At 38.4% G+C, this 16,164-nt stretch carries 14 protein-coding genes; 11 read left to right on the top strand and 3 right to left on the bottom strand.

All coding sequences use genetic code 11. The features are described 5' to 3' along the window. The first annotated feature begins 103 nt into the window (after positions 1-103). From H3H32_RS03190 to H3H32_RS03235, 11 genes are all read left to right on the top strand, one after another. On the top strand, positions 104-1,048 hold the full coding sequence (locus H3H32_RS03190; RefSeq protein ID WP_182461233.1) for a hypothetical protein: 945 nt from the start codon (positions 104-106) through the stop codon (positions 1,046-1,048). Positions 1,049-1,077: 29 nt separating this feature from the next. Then, entirely contained in the window at positions 1,078-1,905 is an 828-nt protein-coding gene (locus H3H32_RS03195; protein WP_240543640.1) for a glycosyltransferase family protein, read from the top strand. Between the two features lies 1 nt (position 1,906). Beyond that, a complete protein-coding gene (locus tag H3H32_RS37295) occupies positions 1,907-2,248 on the top strand; it encodes a glycosyltransferase (RefSeq protein WP_240543641.1) in 342 nt (113 codons plus the stop codon). 7 nt (positions 2,249-2,255) lie between these two features. Then, the gene (locus H3H32_RS03200; RefSeq protein ID WP_182461234.1) at positions 2,256-3,185 is read left to right on the top strand and encodes a methyltransferase domain-containing protein; all 930 of its coding nucleotides are present in this window, start codon (positions 2,256-2,258) and stop codon (positions 3,183-3,185) included. Between the two features lie 36 nt (positions 3,186-3,221). Further along, complete coding sequence (locus H3H32_RS03205; protein WP_182461235.1) at positions 3,222-3,767, top strand: LbetaH domain-containing protein; 546 nt, start codon at positions 3,222-3,224, stop codon at positions 3,765-3,767. Positions 3,768-3,942: 175 nt separating this feature from the next. Then, positions 3,943-5,022: an acyltransferase family protein gene (locus H3H32_RS03210; protein WP_182461236.1), complete on the top strand. Its 1,080-nt coding sequence runs from the start codon at positions 3,943-3,945 to the stop codon at positions 5,020-5,022. 380 nt (positions 5,023-5,402) lie between these two features. Further along, positions 5,403-6,698, top strand: coding sequence for a WcaI family glycosyltransferase (locus tag H3H32_RS03215; protein ID WP_182461237.1), 1,296 nt, complete (start codon positions 5,403-5,405; stop codon positions 6,696-6,698). Between the two features lie 189 nt (positions 6,699-6,887). After that, the gene (locus tag H3H32_RS03220; protein ID WP_182461238.1) at positions 6,888-8,003 is read left to right on the top strand and encodes an acyltransferase family protein; all 1,116 of its coding nucleotides are present in this window, start codon (positions 6,888-6,890) and stop codon (positions 8,001-8,003) included. Between the two features lie 684 nt (positions 8,004-8,687). Continuing rightward, complete coding sequence (locus tag H3H32_RS03225) at positions 8,688-10,220, top strand: capsule assembly Wzi family protein (RefSeq protein WP_182461239.1); 1,533 nt, start codon at positions 8,688-8,690, stop codon at positions 10,218-10,220. Positions 10,221-10,312: 92 nt separating this feature from the next. Then, positions 10,313-11,533 carry a glycosyltransferase family 4 protein gene (locus H3H32_RS03230; RefSeq protein WP_182461240.1) on the top strand — a complete coding sequence of 407 codons (1,221 nt, stop codon included), beginning with the start codon at positions 10,313-10,315 and terminating at the stop codon, positions 11,531-11,533. Positions 11,534-11,606: 73 nt separating this feature from the next. Next, positions 11,607-12,245: an acyltransferase gene (locus H3H32_RS03235; RefSeq protein ID WP_240543642.1), complete on the top strand. Its 639-nt coding sequence runs from the start codon at positions 11,607-11,609 to the stop codon at positions 12,243-12,245. Between the two features lie 36 nt (positions 12,246-12,281). Here the strand turns inward: H3H32_RS03235 and H3H32_RS03240 are convergent, their stop codons facing one another. The 3 genes from H3H32_RS03240 to H3H32_RS03250 all read right to left on the bottom strand — a co-directional run bounded on the left by H3H32_RS03240 (position 12,282) and on the right by H3H32_RS03250 (position 16,030). After that, positions 12,282-12,527 (bottom strand): Rossmann-fold NAD(P)-binding domain-containing protein, encoded by a 246-nt coding sequence (locus tag H3H32_RS03240; RefSeq protein WP_182461242.1) that lies wholly within the window; start codon positions 12,525-12,527, stop codon positions 12,282-12,284. Then, entirely contained in the window at positions 12,514-13,227 is a 714-nt protein-coding gene (locus tag H3H32_RS03245) for an NAD-dependent epimerase/dehydratase family protein (RefSeq protein WP_182461243.1), read from the bottom strand. The genes H3H32_RS03240 and H3H32_RS03245 overlap by 14 nt, the downstream gene beginning before the upstream one ends. Positions 13,228-13,483: 256 nt before the next feature. Next, a complete protein-coding gene (locus tag H3H32_RS03250) occupies positions 13,484-16,030 on the bottom strand; it encodes a TonB-dependent receptor (RefSeq protein ID WP_182461244.1) in 2,547 nt (848 codons plus the stop codon). Positions 16,031-16,164 lie beyond the last annotated feature (134 nt).

Below are 16,164 nucleotides of genomic sequence, written 5' to 3' on the forward strand. Positions count from 1 at the left end.
TTATAGATAAGTGTGTAGTTTTATATAGTATCTAAGACGTAAGTTCTTTGATTAATAAGTTATTGTTTCTGTAATTTATATTTAAGTATTATATATTATTACAATGGATTTTGAGAAGTATAGCTATAAATATCTTATTAGATTAGCTTATATAATTTTGATTCTACTGTTGATAGAAATTGTTTTAAGGTATTATGGATTTCATCAATTTCCTTTATTCGAAGAAAACAAAAATTATGAGTATATTCATAAGCCTAATCAAAATACACTCATATACAGAAATAAATTTATTACAAATGAGTATTCGATGAGAAGTAACCCAGTTAGCAAATATGATAGTTTGGTTGTTTTACTGATTGGAGATTCTGTTTTGAATGGTACAAACCAAGTTGATCAAGATAGTTTAGCTTCGACAATACTAGAAGATACTTTAAAGAAAAGCTTCAACAAAAATGTTCGAGTTTTAAATGTTTCATCATACACTTGGGGGCCAGATAATGTGTATTCTTATTTGAAGAGTCATGGTACATTTAATGCTGATATTATAGTGTCTATTAACAACAGCGGTGATGCCTATGATAATATGACATTTGAGCCAATTGTTGGTTTGAATCCAAGTATGCCATCCGAAAATTATACGCTAGCAATTATTAGTTTTATGTTGAAAGAATTTAAGGTGTTTCAGAATTGCGTTTTGTATTCAAAAAGTAATTTAAATGCATCTAAAACTGGAAAATTCAATAAAGGGTTTCAACAAATAAATGACTTAGCTTTGCGCTTAAATATTCCGTTACTTGTCTATATGCATGCCTCTCGGGAAGAAATATCTCTTGATAAATATAATGAAGATGGTAAAAAAATAATTTCATTCTTTAAGGAAAACAATAGAGAAGTTATTTGTGATATAAATTATACACTAAAAAATGAATGCTATTTAGATGATATACATCTTAGTGCAAAAGGGCAACGTTTCATGGGTGAAATATTGTATCCGCATATTTATAATTTATTGAAGAATCTTGATCGAAAAGATAGTCTTTTGAAATAAGGATGAACTTATTACATGTTATTGGTAGTATGAGCACTATAACTGGAGGTCCAGGCCAGGGAATACGTAATATGTCAATTGAACTAAAAAAATTAAATGTTTACGAAGAAATTTTATGTTTAGATGATCCTAAGAATTTGGACGATGATAATGATTCTGTATTTATAAATGCAATAGGGCCTTCGCAGGGATCATGGCAGTACAGTGCTAAACTACTACCATGGTTTATAGAAAATTTGCCCCGATTTGACGTGATTATCTTAAATGGCATTTGGATATATATTAGTTATTCTCTTTGGAGGGCTATAAACTATTTAAAAGCAAATAACTATCAACATATACCTAAATTCTTTATTATGCCACATGGCATGTTAGATCCTTGGTTTCAAAAATCATCTAACAGAAGGTTTAAAGCACTTCGGAACTCAATCTATTGGATGTTAATTGAACATCGTATTATTCGTGATGCAGATGCACTCTTATTTACTAGCGAAACAGAATTACTCTTAGCACGAAAACCATTTTATCCTTACAGACCTAAAAATGAAATTGTTATTGGATATGGAATTCAGGAGCCTCCTCAGTGTAATTTAGATATGCTGGCTGCCTTTAGAGATAGTGTTATGAATACATCTGATAATAAGTATATACTTTTTTTTGGCCGTATTCATGAGAAGAAAGGTGTGGATTTATTGATAAAGGCTTATATGCGCTTGCGGAATGATCAGGACTCGGTTTCTCGCATAATCCCTAAACTCGTTATTGTGGGACCTGGTTTAGATTCTGTTTATGGAATAGGCCTTCAAAAATTAGTTGCTGCCTTTCCCGACGTAAAAGATGATATTTTTTTTTTCTGATATGATTACAGGAGAAAAAAAATGGGGCGCTATATATGGTTGTGAAGCTTTTATATTACCTAGCTATCAGGAAAATTTTGGAATAGCGGTTGTAGAAGCAATGGCTTGTAAAAAAGCAGTACTAATTTCTAATCAAGTAAATATACATGATAAAATTAAAGAGAATAATGCTGGAATTGTATTTGAAAACTCTATAGAAGAAATTAGAGTAGCCTTAGAAAAATGGCTAAATCTTTCAAATATAGATCGACAGTTTATGCACAATCAAGCCTACACAACCTATAAAAACTACTTTTCGATGACACTTGTAGCAGAGCGTTTCTTGTCGACTATAAATAGCTAAGCAAACTATGAAAAGTGCTTCGTCAATACATGATATAGATTTTGTGTCGAAAGTTTCTTATTTATATAAGCTGTTTTTGATGCGAGTTAAAGGTGGGCAAAGTTACAATCTCATTCCTTGGGAAGATATTCGAGAATATGAATCCATATTAGTAAAGTACTGCCCAACAAAACAACGTTTAGTTGAGCATCAGGTACTCGAAATAGGTTACGGTGCTCGCCCTTGGCGACTCTTATCTATGGCCTCTTTAGGTGTTGATATTAAAGGGATCGATTTAGACCGGCCTGTATACGGACTCAATTTGAAACGTTTAGGAGAGGCTTTAAAATACAATGGATTTGAACGATTTATAAAGTCCCTGGTTCGCTGCTTTTTGTTTGATACCAGAGATCTTAATTATTTGAAAAAAGAATTAAGCTATTTAAATAAAAAGCTGACTATTGATCAATCAAGAATGTTAATAGGAAATGCGGCTGAAAGACGTCATTTTCAAGATGATAGCTTTACATTTGTTTTTTCAGAAGATGTGTTTGAACATATACCTTCAGCCGATCTCCCTAAGGTGTTAAGCAACATAAAAAACTGGCTGAAAAATGGTGGCATTTTTGTTGTAAGACCTAATGTGTGGACTGGAATATCCGGTGGTCATGACCCAGATTATTATCCTAATGACATAATTCTAGAAAAGGCACCCCATTCCAAAGCTTGGTTACATTTGCTAGATCCGAACTTTAAAGTTAACACGTATTTAAACAGATTAAGGTTGCAAGACTATATCGAATTGTTTTCTAAAGAATTCGAGATTCTTGAGATAAAGCATAAACATGATCGCTTAGGCGAAAAATATCTTACTCCTGATCTATTTAAGAGGCTATCTTCCACTTATTCAAGAGAAGAATTACTTACTAATCAAATCTCTTTTGTGTTACGAGCGTAGTACTAGTCACTAAATAATAGCTGTAGATAGCTTACTATGTATAACACTGATGCCTATATACGACCATCTTTTTCAATTGAAAATCGATTGGCTAGAGTTATATGGCATATCTTCTATTTATTTCTGTTTAAATTTTCTCCCAGAACTTTTCACGGTTGGCGCTCATTTATTTTAAGGTGTTTTGGTGCTAAGGTTGGGCGTGGTGTGCGCGTATATTCTGACGTTAAAATTTGGGCTCCTTGGAATCTTGTTTTAAATGACGAATGTATTGTAGGCGATGGGGCAATTTTATATTCACAAGCTAAGATTATAATTGGTTATAGAGCTGTAGTATCACAAGGTTCTCATTTATGCACTGGTACTCATGATTACACTTCACCTAGCTTCCCGTTACTATGTACACCTATTGAAGTGGGTGATTTTGCCTGGATTGCCGCAGAAGCATTTGTTCATCCAGGTGTTAGTATAGGAGAAGGGTGTGTAATAGGAGCACGCTCAGTTGTTACTAACAATATGCCTACCTGGTCAGTGTGTTATGGACATCCATGTAAACCGGTGAAGGCGAGAATTATGAATTATTGATATATATATGTGAATACTATTTACTATATAAGATAGAATACACTTTCTGCATATAAAGATTTGTATCAAATCTGAATTCGCTTCAGAATTTGGGGATTATACTGTTTAAATGAATTTAGTTGCTCGTTAATAAACTGTTTTAGTTTATAAGTTCAGCTTATAAATGGCTTACTATATGAGTCTCACTCTGAGGTATCATAATCTGTCGAGAAATAATAATTTCGATCTAATAAGATTTTTCGCAGCTGTATTTGTTATTTATTCGCACTCTTTTGATATTACTGGCCATCAAGATATTGAGCCATTAAAAGTTCTTTCTAATAATTATATTAGTATAGGGACATTATCTGTCTATGTTTTTTTTGTAATAAGTGGATTTTTGATTCAACAGAGTTATGATAGGTCCTCCAGTTTATTAAAGTACTTATTTTTTAGAGTGATTAGAATATTTCCTGCTTTAATAGGTATGATAGTCATTCTAGTTTTTATCATCGGGCCGTTTTTGACAACTTTGCCATTGACTGAATACTTTGGTAATTACGAAACTTATAAATATTTGTTTAATTGCCTTTGTCTTAAACTCTATTTTTATTTGCCTGGAGTATTTGTAAATAATATTATTGGTAGCTCCGTTAATACTAGTATCTGGACATTACCAATAGAAATAATGTTTTATTGTTTTGTTGCTTTTATTGGACAAATTCGAGAGAAGAAATATAAACAAGCATTATTTGTTCTGTCGTATATCTTTATTTTATGGGTTTCGATTGGTTTAAATCAAACGTCCATGTTACTGCACAACGTTGTATTTTTTATTGTAGGAATATTATTGTATAGGTTTAGATATACTATAAAATTAACTCCATGGGCTATTGTTATATCGATTTTGTGTTTTATAGTTTCATTATTTACTTCTGGCGATCTAATTAATATATTTTTCGTTAAATACCTTAGGACTTTAATTTTTACATTTTCATTGGCTTATCTGATAATTGTGTTAGCGTTTGTGAAAAACCAATTGTTAAGTTTTGATAATTATGGTGATTATTCGTATGGAATGTACATTTGGGCATGGCCAGTGCAACAAATTTTAATTTATTATTATCCCTCAATGAGTCAAATTGAAAACTTTATTTTAGGAGTATTGCTCACATTCCCATTGTCTATATTATCCTGGCACTTTATTGAGAAAAGAGCTCTTAAACTTAAAAAACTGCCTTTCTTTAGCTTTCCACTAGTTTATCTGAAGCAATAGATATATCTAAAAAGTTGGATAATTTCTAAAGCTAATTATATCTGCGGCATCATTCTTTCTTAAGGATATTTTAGCTGTACTTGCTGAATTTACTATTATAACGATGATTCCTAATAAACTAAAAATATTGTCAATTGTTTTATTTTTATTGAAGCATAATTTCTTGGTAAATAATTATTATCGCTCCTATCTGCTTTAGGTGATTATTTTGTATATCTTTTTTTACTTAAGTGCATTTTAAAAATCCTCACGGTAACACAATACAGTTTTTTCTAAAACTATTACACAAAAGATATTTAGATTACTATAAGATATGATTAGTTATTTGTTGAATAGTTTGCTTAATTTTTTTATCCATTCTCTCAACTGACTTTTCCTTTATGAAGATTTTAATTTACGACATTAATTATGCACCTGAACTTACAGGCGTAGGTAAATACACTGGCGAAATGGGTGCCTGGCTTAAACAGAAAGGGCATACTGTTCAGGTAATTACTGCTATGCCATATTATCCGGAATGGGATGTACATGAGCGTTATAAAGGTAGGATGTGGTTTACAGAAATTATTGATGGTGTTACAGTTAATCGATGTCCTTTATATGTTCCTGAAAAAGCTACCGCGTTAAAACGAATAGTACATGAATTTTCCTTTATACTTAGTAGTTTATATTATTGGTTACCCCTATTTTTTACAAAACAATATGATGTTGTAATTTGTGTTGCCCCTCCCTTTCATGTCGGCTTTTTACCTGTTCTGTATTCATTATTTCGAAATGTTCCATTGTGGATGCATCTTCAGGACTTACAGATTGACGTAGCCAAAGAGCTTGATATGCTCAAGAATAAAAAATTTCTATATTTTCTTTTTAGAATTGAAAAATTTATCTTAAAGCGATGTATGAGTGTATCAACTATAAGTGAAGGAATGATTCGCAAAACAGCTGATAAAAAAATAATACAATCTAGTTGTAAGCTGTTTCCAAACTGGGTTGATGAACAACATGTTAAACCCTTACCACGTACTCAATCATTACGTGCTGAATTAGGCCTGTATGATACTGATAAAGTAATTTTATATTCTGGTAGTTTAGGAGAAAAGCAAGGTTTAGAGCTAATTATTAAAGCTGCAAAATCATTCTCCGATAATAAGCAAGTTAAGTTCTTAATTTGTGGGTCTGGCAGTTACAAACTGCATTTAGAGATTATGGCACAGCAATATGGTTTAACGAATGTACTGTTTCATTCACTTCAACCTTATGAAAAGTTGCCCGCGATTCTGGCAACGGCCGATATCCATTTAGTGCTTCAAAAAAAGTCAGTATCTGATTTGGTCTTGCCTTCAAAATTAATTAGCATTTTATCTGCTGGTGGCTGTGCTTTAGTATCAGCTGTTCCTGGTACTAACCTGCATGATATTATTCACCGCCATCAGATGGGTATTTTAATAGATCCAGAATCAGTTGATGCTCTTTATCATGGAATTAAACTTGCTTTAGAGTCAGATTTGTCGACTTATAAACTTAATGCGCGTAGATACGCTGAATTACACTTGAGCAAGGAAGTAATTTTGGGGAAATTTGAGCATGATTTGCTACAATTGCAGAACTCTAGCTCTAAGCCGGTAAGATTCCCGTTGGCGGAAAGCTTACCTCATGCTAACACTCCTTTGGCCTAATTTAAATTAATAGATTGTTGTGTGAAGATTTGCTGAGTACTTTTTGTTTAAACTGATTAGTCAATACTTTGGCGAATCTAGCTTATTCCCAAACATAACCCCATAACTTGTTCTAATGTCAAGTGCTTTATTAAATAATGTAGACTTTACTTTATATATTTTGTCATAATGATTGTCGACTGTACTGTAATGAGAAGCCATTCCGACAAACTTATAAAGCTAGAGGCTATACGAGGATTTGCCGCAACATATGTAGCGATTGGTCATATTGTAAAAAAAACTTTGATTATTAGTGGTATAAATTTTGCATATATATTTAGATTTGGCCAAGAAGCAGTTATTTTATTTTTTATTCTAAGTGGTATTGTTATGCAATACTCCTTTGCAAGGGCAGGAAATTATTCATTTAGCCATTTTTTTTTAAAGCGTTTTTTGCGAATTTACATCCCACTTTTTTTTATATTTTTGGCTAATTATGGCATATTAATTATAACTGAAAACACACAAGTTTCGGTAAGCTGGCCTGAGCTAGTCGGTAATATTGCAATGCTGCAAGATTACGGTGGTGTTAAGGTGGGTATATTATTTGGTCCATTTTTAGGTAATTTACCTTTATGGTCGCTATCTTACGAATGGTGGTTTTATTTCATATTTTTTTATTTATATACTAAGTTTGGAAAGATGTCAGGCCTCTATGCTTATAGCATCAGTATTCTAGCGGCCATATCTTACTTTTTTTATCCTACATTTATTGGTCGAGTGTTTATGTATTTGTCCATTTGGTGGATTGGGGCAGATATTGGATTGTTATATTTTCAAGGAAAAGATATATTTCTGAAAACACTGTTAATGCCATTGGCAAGCATTCTTTGTGTTACGATTATTTTGACAATTAATTTTTATTTTAACGGGACTAAAACGGCAGCTATTCTTCATGATAGCGGTTTTGGGGTGAGTCCTATTCTAGAGCTAAGGCATTTCCTGTTTGTATTATTTATAATACCTATTTCGCTGCTATGGAAATCATTTGGATGGGTTGGATTTAATATGATATTTGGTATTTTTGGCCGTATTGCACCTATTTCGTTTGCTCTTTATATTTCTCATTGGTTTTTAGTTGCTAATGCCAATTATCTTGACAATATAATTACTAATAAGCCGATTCAAATTAGCGCTTACATAATAATTTGCGTTGGCTTCTCTTATTTAGTTGAACGTAGGATTTATCCTACTATTAATCACATCGTTATGAATAAAGTTTATAAACAACATAATCTTAATGAAATAGCTATACTTGGACAATAATGTATATAACTATTTGTTTTGGATGTATCAAATTAAATGAGTAGCGAAAAAGTACTGCAAAAGAGAATTGGTAGATTAATTACTCTACTGTTTATACCTTGATTATATTAGAATATATTAGACACAGAGGTTACTAAAAGTCACTGAGTATTATTTTAGAGAGCTTACGTGTACTCTATGCTATGATTATGCTGTTTTGTTAATTTTTTTAGATCAATAATTATTACTTTTTTTACACAATTGCAATGAAATGGCTTATGAATTACATGAACGGGTATCGCATTTGAATCAATTTTAATTTTTTGTTTGCTCAATTTTCCATATTTTTTTATCTAATATTAGTTTATATATTTTTTAGATAAAAAAAGTTGTTACTTAAGTTTAAGGTGGTTGAAGTAAATTATTCTAAGATTTTCCAAAATCGCCCTTTTATTAAATGTGAAAGTCGAGGTATTTTTTAAGTAATGAGTTGTATTGGAAACTCTTCCTAGACTTCTTACTAATCATTAAGTTTATTCAATCAGGTGGCCTATTTTCTGATAGACTACTTTAATTCTGATTGTCTGTGATTAATTAGAGTATTTATATATAAAATCGTTAAGAAAACACTTTACCTAATTTGACAATACTGTCTTGTTAGTCTGATTATGCTTGTTTTGGGCTGGCTTTTATTGCATACTATTAATGAAAAACTACTCCATCATAGTTGGCTTCGCATTGAGTAGTTTTTTTCTATTTTTTACCCGTGTTCCCTCATTTGGTCAATTTCATAATCGACCTATCTACGATACAGTAACGCGTAGGGGAGTTTTATATCGAGCAGAGATAGTCGGCTTAGCTTCTACTAATGGTAATACACCATTTTGGCTACGATCAAATCAATTTGGCACTATTCCGTGGGATTCCCCAACCGGAATCGGTAGTGTTGGACTCACTGCACTTTTGGGGGACGCCAGCCAAGCCAGAAAGCCTTATTTCAAAGCAGGAATAGAGCTGGTTGGTAATTTGAACCAAAATTCTAGACTGGTTTTGCCCGAAGCTTATGCGTCTATTCGACTTGGTCATGGTGAATTATATATTGGTCGCCGAAAAGAGATTAATGGACTTACTGATACCTTGTTGACTTCTGGTTCTGTTGCCTGGTCAGGTAATGCTTTGCCAATCACCCAAATACGGTTAGGAACTAGAGATTTTGCTCCTTTAAAATTTACCAAAGACGTTCTGGCAGTCAATGCGTTTTTTAGTCACGGCTGGTTTGCTAATTCAGATTCAATGCAACAGGTTATGCTGCATGCCAAATCTGTATTTCTGCGTATAGGCAAGCCTAACTGGAAGTTTCGGCTCTATGGCGGTATCAATCATTTCGTTCAGTGGGGAGGATATTTGCCTGTTTTACCAGCTTATATGCACTATTTTCCCGGTGGTACATTGACCCAAAATGGCCATCTTGCCAGTTCATGGAAAGCTTATAAAGCAGTTGTCTGGCCAATTGGACGGCCGGGCGGAGACGATCAGTTTACGACTATCGATACGCTGAATCAAGTTGGTAATCATCTGGGTTCCATTGATTTTGCTATGGATATTCAAGTACGTCAGTCCAATATTTATGCTTATTATCAACATCTTTATGAGGATGGATCTGGACTAAAGTTTCAAAATTTCCCGGATGGACTTTGGGGAATCCGATGGAAGAATTTAAGTACAACTAGTGGGCGCGGGTTTCAACTTAAACAACTAACCTTCGAGTTCTTAACGAGCCTGAATCGTAGTGGAAATGATCCAATATATGGTGGGGATGATTACTTTTTCAACGCACAATATCCTGACGGCTGGGTGAATAAGTCGTCGGTTATTGGTACGCCGATTTTTACGAGAACGGCCGACATTCCAGCAACTGTGCGTAACGGAAATGACTGGTTTAGCCGGAACAGACCTGTAAATAATAATGCAGTACAAACAGTGCATATGGGTTTGTATGCTTTAGCAGCTCAAAAAATCCCCCTTGTGTTACTCGTTACGGCCAATAAATATCATGAGTGGCCAATGATCGATAAGAACTACAATCAGCTTTATACGAGCCTGGAGGTTAATAATATTGCTTTGGGTAGACCAACTGGCTTGAAAGCAGGCATAAGACTGGCTTATGATACGGGTGATATTTTTACCAGTAACCTGGGAGTTATGGTAATGATTAGAAAAGAGGGTATGATAAGATAAAGGTTTGCCTAATCATGGGGTTTTGCAATACGTATATAGGTAATCGTTAGTTGTGTCGCTTGAAATTTCTTGTCAACGAAAAAATATTCGTCATGAAGGTTATCCTGATTAGTAATTACCCGCTCGATCGGCAGGAGAGCATGGATCGCTTTGCACAGATGCTATCTGCGGCTTTTCGGGATGCTGGAATAGAGACGGAAGTCTGGCGCCCTAAAGTCCTGCTAGCGGCCTGGTTTAAGTCTTCAACGTCGGGTTTGGGAAAATGGGTGGGTTATCTGGATAAATGGCTGGTTTTTCCATGGCTATTACGATGGCGCCAAGTGGGGATTCGCCTATCGCGCAAAGAGGTTCGTTTTCATATATGCGATCATTCTAATGCCCCCTATCTAGCCCATCTACCAATCGATAAGACGGTTATAACTTGTCATGACGTCATCGCGATTCGAGGAGCGTTGGGCTGCGCTGATGCTTACTGGCCGACGTCAGGTTTGGGGAAGCTTTTGCAGAAGTGGATATTGACTAATCTGAGTAGAGCTAAACGGATTGCCTGTGATTCGCAACAAACGTTTGATCAATTAAACGAAGTGACAGCTGGTTACACAACTAACCGGGTCGACTGGCGAGTTGTTCATGTTGGTTTCAACGCCCGGTTTGAGGTTATTCAACCAGAAGAGAAAGAATCGTTGTTGAGCAAAGCAGGTATTCAGCCAGGCGTTCCGTTTATTCTTCATGTCGGTTCGTGGCTTCCGCGTAAAAACCGACGTATGCTGATTGATATGGTGCATTCGTTGGGCAGCCAATGGACTGGTACCATTTGTTTCGCTGGAAATGCCGTTGACGAATCATTAATGAGTCATGCCCGTTCAGTGGGTTTACAGGATCGGATCTGGTCGGTTGAGGAACCAGATCATGCTACACTCGTTGCCCTTTACAACGCTTGCGATTCGTTTATCTTCCCTTCTTTTTCGGAAGGCTTCGGATGGCCTCTCATTGAAGCGCAGGCTTGCGGGGCCCCTGTCATTGCCAGCCATAATCAACCTATGCCAGAAATTAGTGGTGGTGCGGCTTTCCATCTTGACCCAACCAAACCTGCGGAATTCGCGAATGCTTTTCTGGCTTTACAAGACAAAGATATTCGTCAGGACCTGATTCGGCGAGGATTCGAAAATACGAAGCGCTTTGAACCAATCCATATGGTAAATACCTATATCGAGTTGCATGGACTGAAACGGCCATCCATTTCTCCTGACAGTGTGACACCTGCCTCCGTAAATCTTGTTGGAGTTTCTGAAACAAGTTCATTATCGGTATGAAGTAACTAGGAATGCAGTTCCCCAATCGTGTGCTTCTTTGTCGGTACGTATGTTTTTGAAACTAATTTCGTGTATGCTGCCCTGGCCTTTGCGACGCCTTGCGTTGATGCGGTGGTTCGGGTATGAAATTCATCCGCGTGCTTATATCGGTCTGGCCTGGATATTCCCCCGTAAACTTAGTATGGGAGAGGGCGCCCGGATTGACCATTTTACCGTGGCTATTCATCTTGAACAGATAAGTATGGGCCAGAACGCAACCATTGGGCGTAGTAATTGGATTACGGGTTTTCCAATGAATACAGATTCGTTACATTTTCGGCATCAATTGGAGCGCAAGGCCGAATTGAGAATGGGGGAATCGGCGGCTATTTCAAAAAATCATCATCTTGACTGTACAAGTTTAATCCACATTGGCCGCTTTTCAACCATCGCTGGGTATAACTCGCAGTTCTTGACCCATTCGATCGATGTAGCTGAAAATCGGCAGGATAGTGTCCCTATTTACATTGGCGATTACACGTTCGTGGGGACGAATGTAGTCGTATTAGGGGGCGCTGTGCTACCGGCTTATTCGGTGCTTGGAGCAAAGGCATTGCTGAATAAAGCGCATACTGATGAGTGGACGCTTTACGGTGGTGTGCCCGCAAAACGTATTCAAAAAATACCGCCAACAGCCAAATATTTTACGCGAACCACCGGATTCGTTTATTAATGACACCGCTTGTTGACCATGAATCGCCGACTTTAGTTAAACCAGTCTTGCGAGCGAGTCGACCATCTTGCCAATCCCTTCCCGAAGGCTGACAGCGGGTTGATATCCTAACTCACATTGGGCTTTCGTCAAATCAGCCCAGGTGTGTCTAACGTCGCCAACTCGGCTAGGTGCTCGTATAATAGTCGCCTGTTGGCCCGTCACAATCTCGAGTGTATTGATCAACTCCTGGGTCGATACGGGGACTCCACTGCCGATGTTGTAAATCTCAAATCCCTTCATCCGGTGCATGGCCCGGCAAATTCCCCTGAACAATATCAGCAACGTAGGTATAATCGCGACTACTTCCTTCTCCGTAAATAGTTAATGGGCACTGCTGGAGTAGGGCCTTTAAAAACTGGGATATGGCCATGTCGGGGCGTTGGCGTGGACCGTAAACTGTAAAAAAGCGTAGGCAGGTTACCTCAATGTCAACTTGCTCATGGTATTCTTTACAGAGCTTTTCTCCCTGATATTTTGTGAGTGCGTAAGGGGAGATCGGTAGGAGGGGCTGGCAGTTTTCCTGAAGTGGTAAGGAACAACTTTCGCCATAGACCGATGAGGATGAACAGTAGATCAGTTTCCTGACGCCACTGGTACGCATAACCTCCAATAAGTTTCTCGTTCCCTCGACATTTACCGCCGTATAGGTCGCTGGTTGTTGAAACGAAGCCTGAACGCCAGCCAAAGCAGCCAGGTGCACAACGGTATCAAACGTATACTGCTGAAACAGTTTTTCTAACGTCTCTTTATGGCAAATATCACCCTGATGTAGGTAGTAATTAGAGTTGACTAAATTGGCTTCTATATTACGCCACTTGTGCGCTGGATTATAGTTATCGAAGAAATTATCCAGTACGTGAACCGTACAGTGGGTAGTTAGTAACTGGTTGGCCAGGTGAGACCCAATAAAGCCAGCCCCACCTGATAGTAAAATGTTCATGTTCAGCTAACAAAGGTGTGAAAATCTAAGCTGATCACTTATCGGGCGTGACTAGTTCAGACTTTCAAGATAGCAATAAACCGCCATAGATTACTTAGTTAAACCTGGAAATATAAAAATCCCGACAAGTCTTAGCTGGTCGGGATTTTTACTTTAAGTGGGGTCTTTCTCCTAAAAAGTTATGCCTTAAGGTGGTTTCGGCTGCCTAGATGACAACTAGTTCTGATGAACCGCCTGACGGGAAATCAACATCTCCCTAAAATCTAGGCTCCCACACAAGATTTGTGTAATAAAGACCCCCTACAGACGGGCTACCAATGAATGTATAATAGTACTGATTAAGAATGTCGGTCCCCCCCGCTTTTATGAGCAGATTTAGTTTTGGGAGTCGGTAACTGATCTGGGCATCTACTGTATTGATTGCGGATACCGTTCCCGTAGCCAGCTCCGACTGCCACAAAAAGGCATCCTGGTGTTTGTAGTTCACCGAAAAGCCAATGCCCTGCCACAGATTGCCATTCGAAATAGTCAGGTTTGTAATCCAGCGCGGGGTATTAAACGAACTCTCCAATCCATCGCCATTTTCTGCCCGGTCGAGTTGAGCAAAAGACGCATTGCCACCCACCGACCAGTTTTGGGTTACGCTATAGCGCAGACCAAGACTAGCCCCGTAATTGAACACTTTGGTTTGCGAATTAGTCCATAACCGATAGCGATCCTGGGTAGTCGATGATGAAAAATAATAGGCCAACGAATCGGGATTAGAGCCTTTGGCTACGTTGGCGTTTACCTGAGCGATGAAGTTTTTATAGGCCATGTAATAAGCGTCGACATCAACAAAAAGGCGCTGTTTGAAAAACAGGCCCTTATAACCCACTTCAAAGCTATTAACCTGCTCAGGTTTCAGGTAGGTGTAGGGGCTTTGTTTGAGTAGTCCTTTATTCTTCTGAATTGCCTGATCGGTAGTCAATTTGTTGGTGTTGACATCGGTCGTAATGGCTGCCTGAAACGCGTTGATGGACGTGACCAGGTAAGCGTTTTCGTAAATCCCATGCGACATGATTGGTAAGCCCCCAACGCGCTTCACACCCCCCGAGTTGATGTTGGTGAAACCCTCGAATAAAGAGGGAAATCGGTAGCCATTCTGGTAAGAAACCCGGATGTTATTATTTTCGGTTGGCGAATACACGACCGACAATCGAGGGTTGAGTCGGGCATCGAAATAGTAGTTTTTGTCGATCCGAAGCGCCCCGGCTACTTTCAGTTTATTATCGAGAAATGTGCGACTTAGCTGCACAAAGCCGCCTGTTTTGCCATAAACCAGATTTTTGCCGCTCTCGGTAGGATTGATAAAATAGTTACCATCGGGGAAGACAATATATCGCCGAAAATCGAACCCAGCCTGAATCGTTAAGCCGGTCTGTTCCCGAAACCGCTTCCAGAGAACCCGCGTCGGTTCAACCTGCCCTTCCACGTGGTACATCCACGACTGCACCCGCAAAGCCGCACCAATGTCCCAGTTGTTAATGTCGCGCAGCTTGGCAACCAAATCGTTAAAAGTAGACGTTCCCGGTACGGGTCTTCCCTGATCAGCTACGGCTCGGGCGTCCCGGAGCGCGTCGGGAACAGCGGTACCAGCTTGTGTATCCTTATTGAATTGATTTGTAAAGTCGGTAAACCACTGATTGTCAGTTTTGAATGACTTATCGATGTTTTCGGCCATCGACCGAATGTTATAAGAATCCCCTGTGTTTTCGCTGCTTCGATACGCCCGGACTTGTATCGAAGGAGTAGTCAAAGTCAAACTGTGCTGGTCGAGTCGATAGTTTTCTAAACGAAAGCGGTTTGTTCGCTGATAAACGTTGTTTAATGTAGCGCCCTGGTACGTATAGGCTAATTCGACCGTTGGCGAGAAACGATAGTGGAGAGACAGGTCACCGCGCAAATTTTTTAGACCATAATCAGTAGCTTCTTTCTCGTAGTAGCCCGTCCGACCAATGCTATAGCGTTTGCCGCCCAGGGTGAGCGTACGTCGGTTGGCCGATTCGTTGCCGTAGCCATTAACGGGATCGTAAGCGGGATTATCGGCCCCAAACAAGTTGAGCGAGGCATTGCCATTGGGGTTCAGGTCGTCTCGATTGTCCGCTATCCAGTCGTAACCACGCTGATAAACCAGATTTACCTTAAACGCAAACCGCTGTCCCAACCGACGGGCATATCGCAGACTGGTTTCTGAATACATTTGGGCCGATGTAGCGGCATCGCTCACATGATTGACGCCTGTTTTCTGGCCGACGCTCAAGCCCTCCGAATCGAAGGGGTTTCGGGTCAGAATATTGACAAGACCGTTCAAGGCGTTCATGCCATAAAGAGCAGAGGCAACCCCCGGCACCAGCTCAACTTGTTGAATATCCAGATCGGAAGGGGCCAATGCGCTGGCAATAGGAGCGCCTATGTGTGGGGCCTGATTGTCTCGGCCATCAACAAGCTGGACAAAGCGAACGTTGGTTGTTGTGGCAAATCCACGAGTGTTATACACCTTAAAACCTAGGCTGGACGTGAGCAGGTGAACCCCTTTGATATTTTCAATCGCATCGAAGTAAGACGGTTGAGCCGATAGCCGGATGCGTCGGGCATCCAGAACTTCAATACTAACGGGCGATCGTAGAATTGATTCGGATACCCGCGACGCCGATACAACCACTTCGGTTAGTTCTCGCGAACGTAGGGTATCGGGATTGGGAATTGTATCTGTCGGAGCAGGAGTGGCTAAGCTTAGCCAAAGAATGGTAGAGTTGAGCATATAGGTTAGAAAAAGTTGGCAAGTTCGTTGTGTTTTGTTGAATATAACGACTGACAAGTTTAAGCCTATTAATAAATAGGAAGTTTGTACTAATTTTTTAGGATTAGGTCTGCTAGACTAACGTGAATTATGGC

This window comes from Spirosoma foliorum, assembly GCF_014117325.1.
In the GTDB taxonomy this organism is placed as follows: Bacteria; Bacteroidota; Bacteroidia; order Cytophagales; family Spirosomataceae; genus Spirosoma; species Spirosoma foliorum.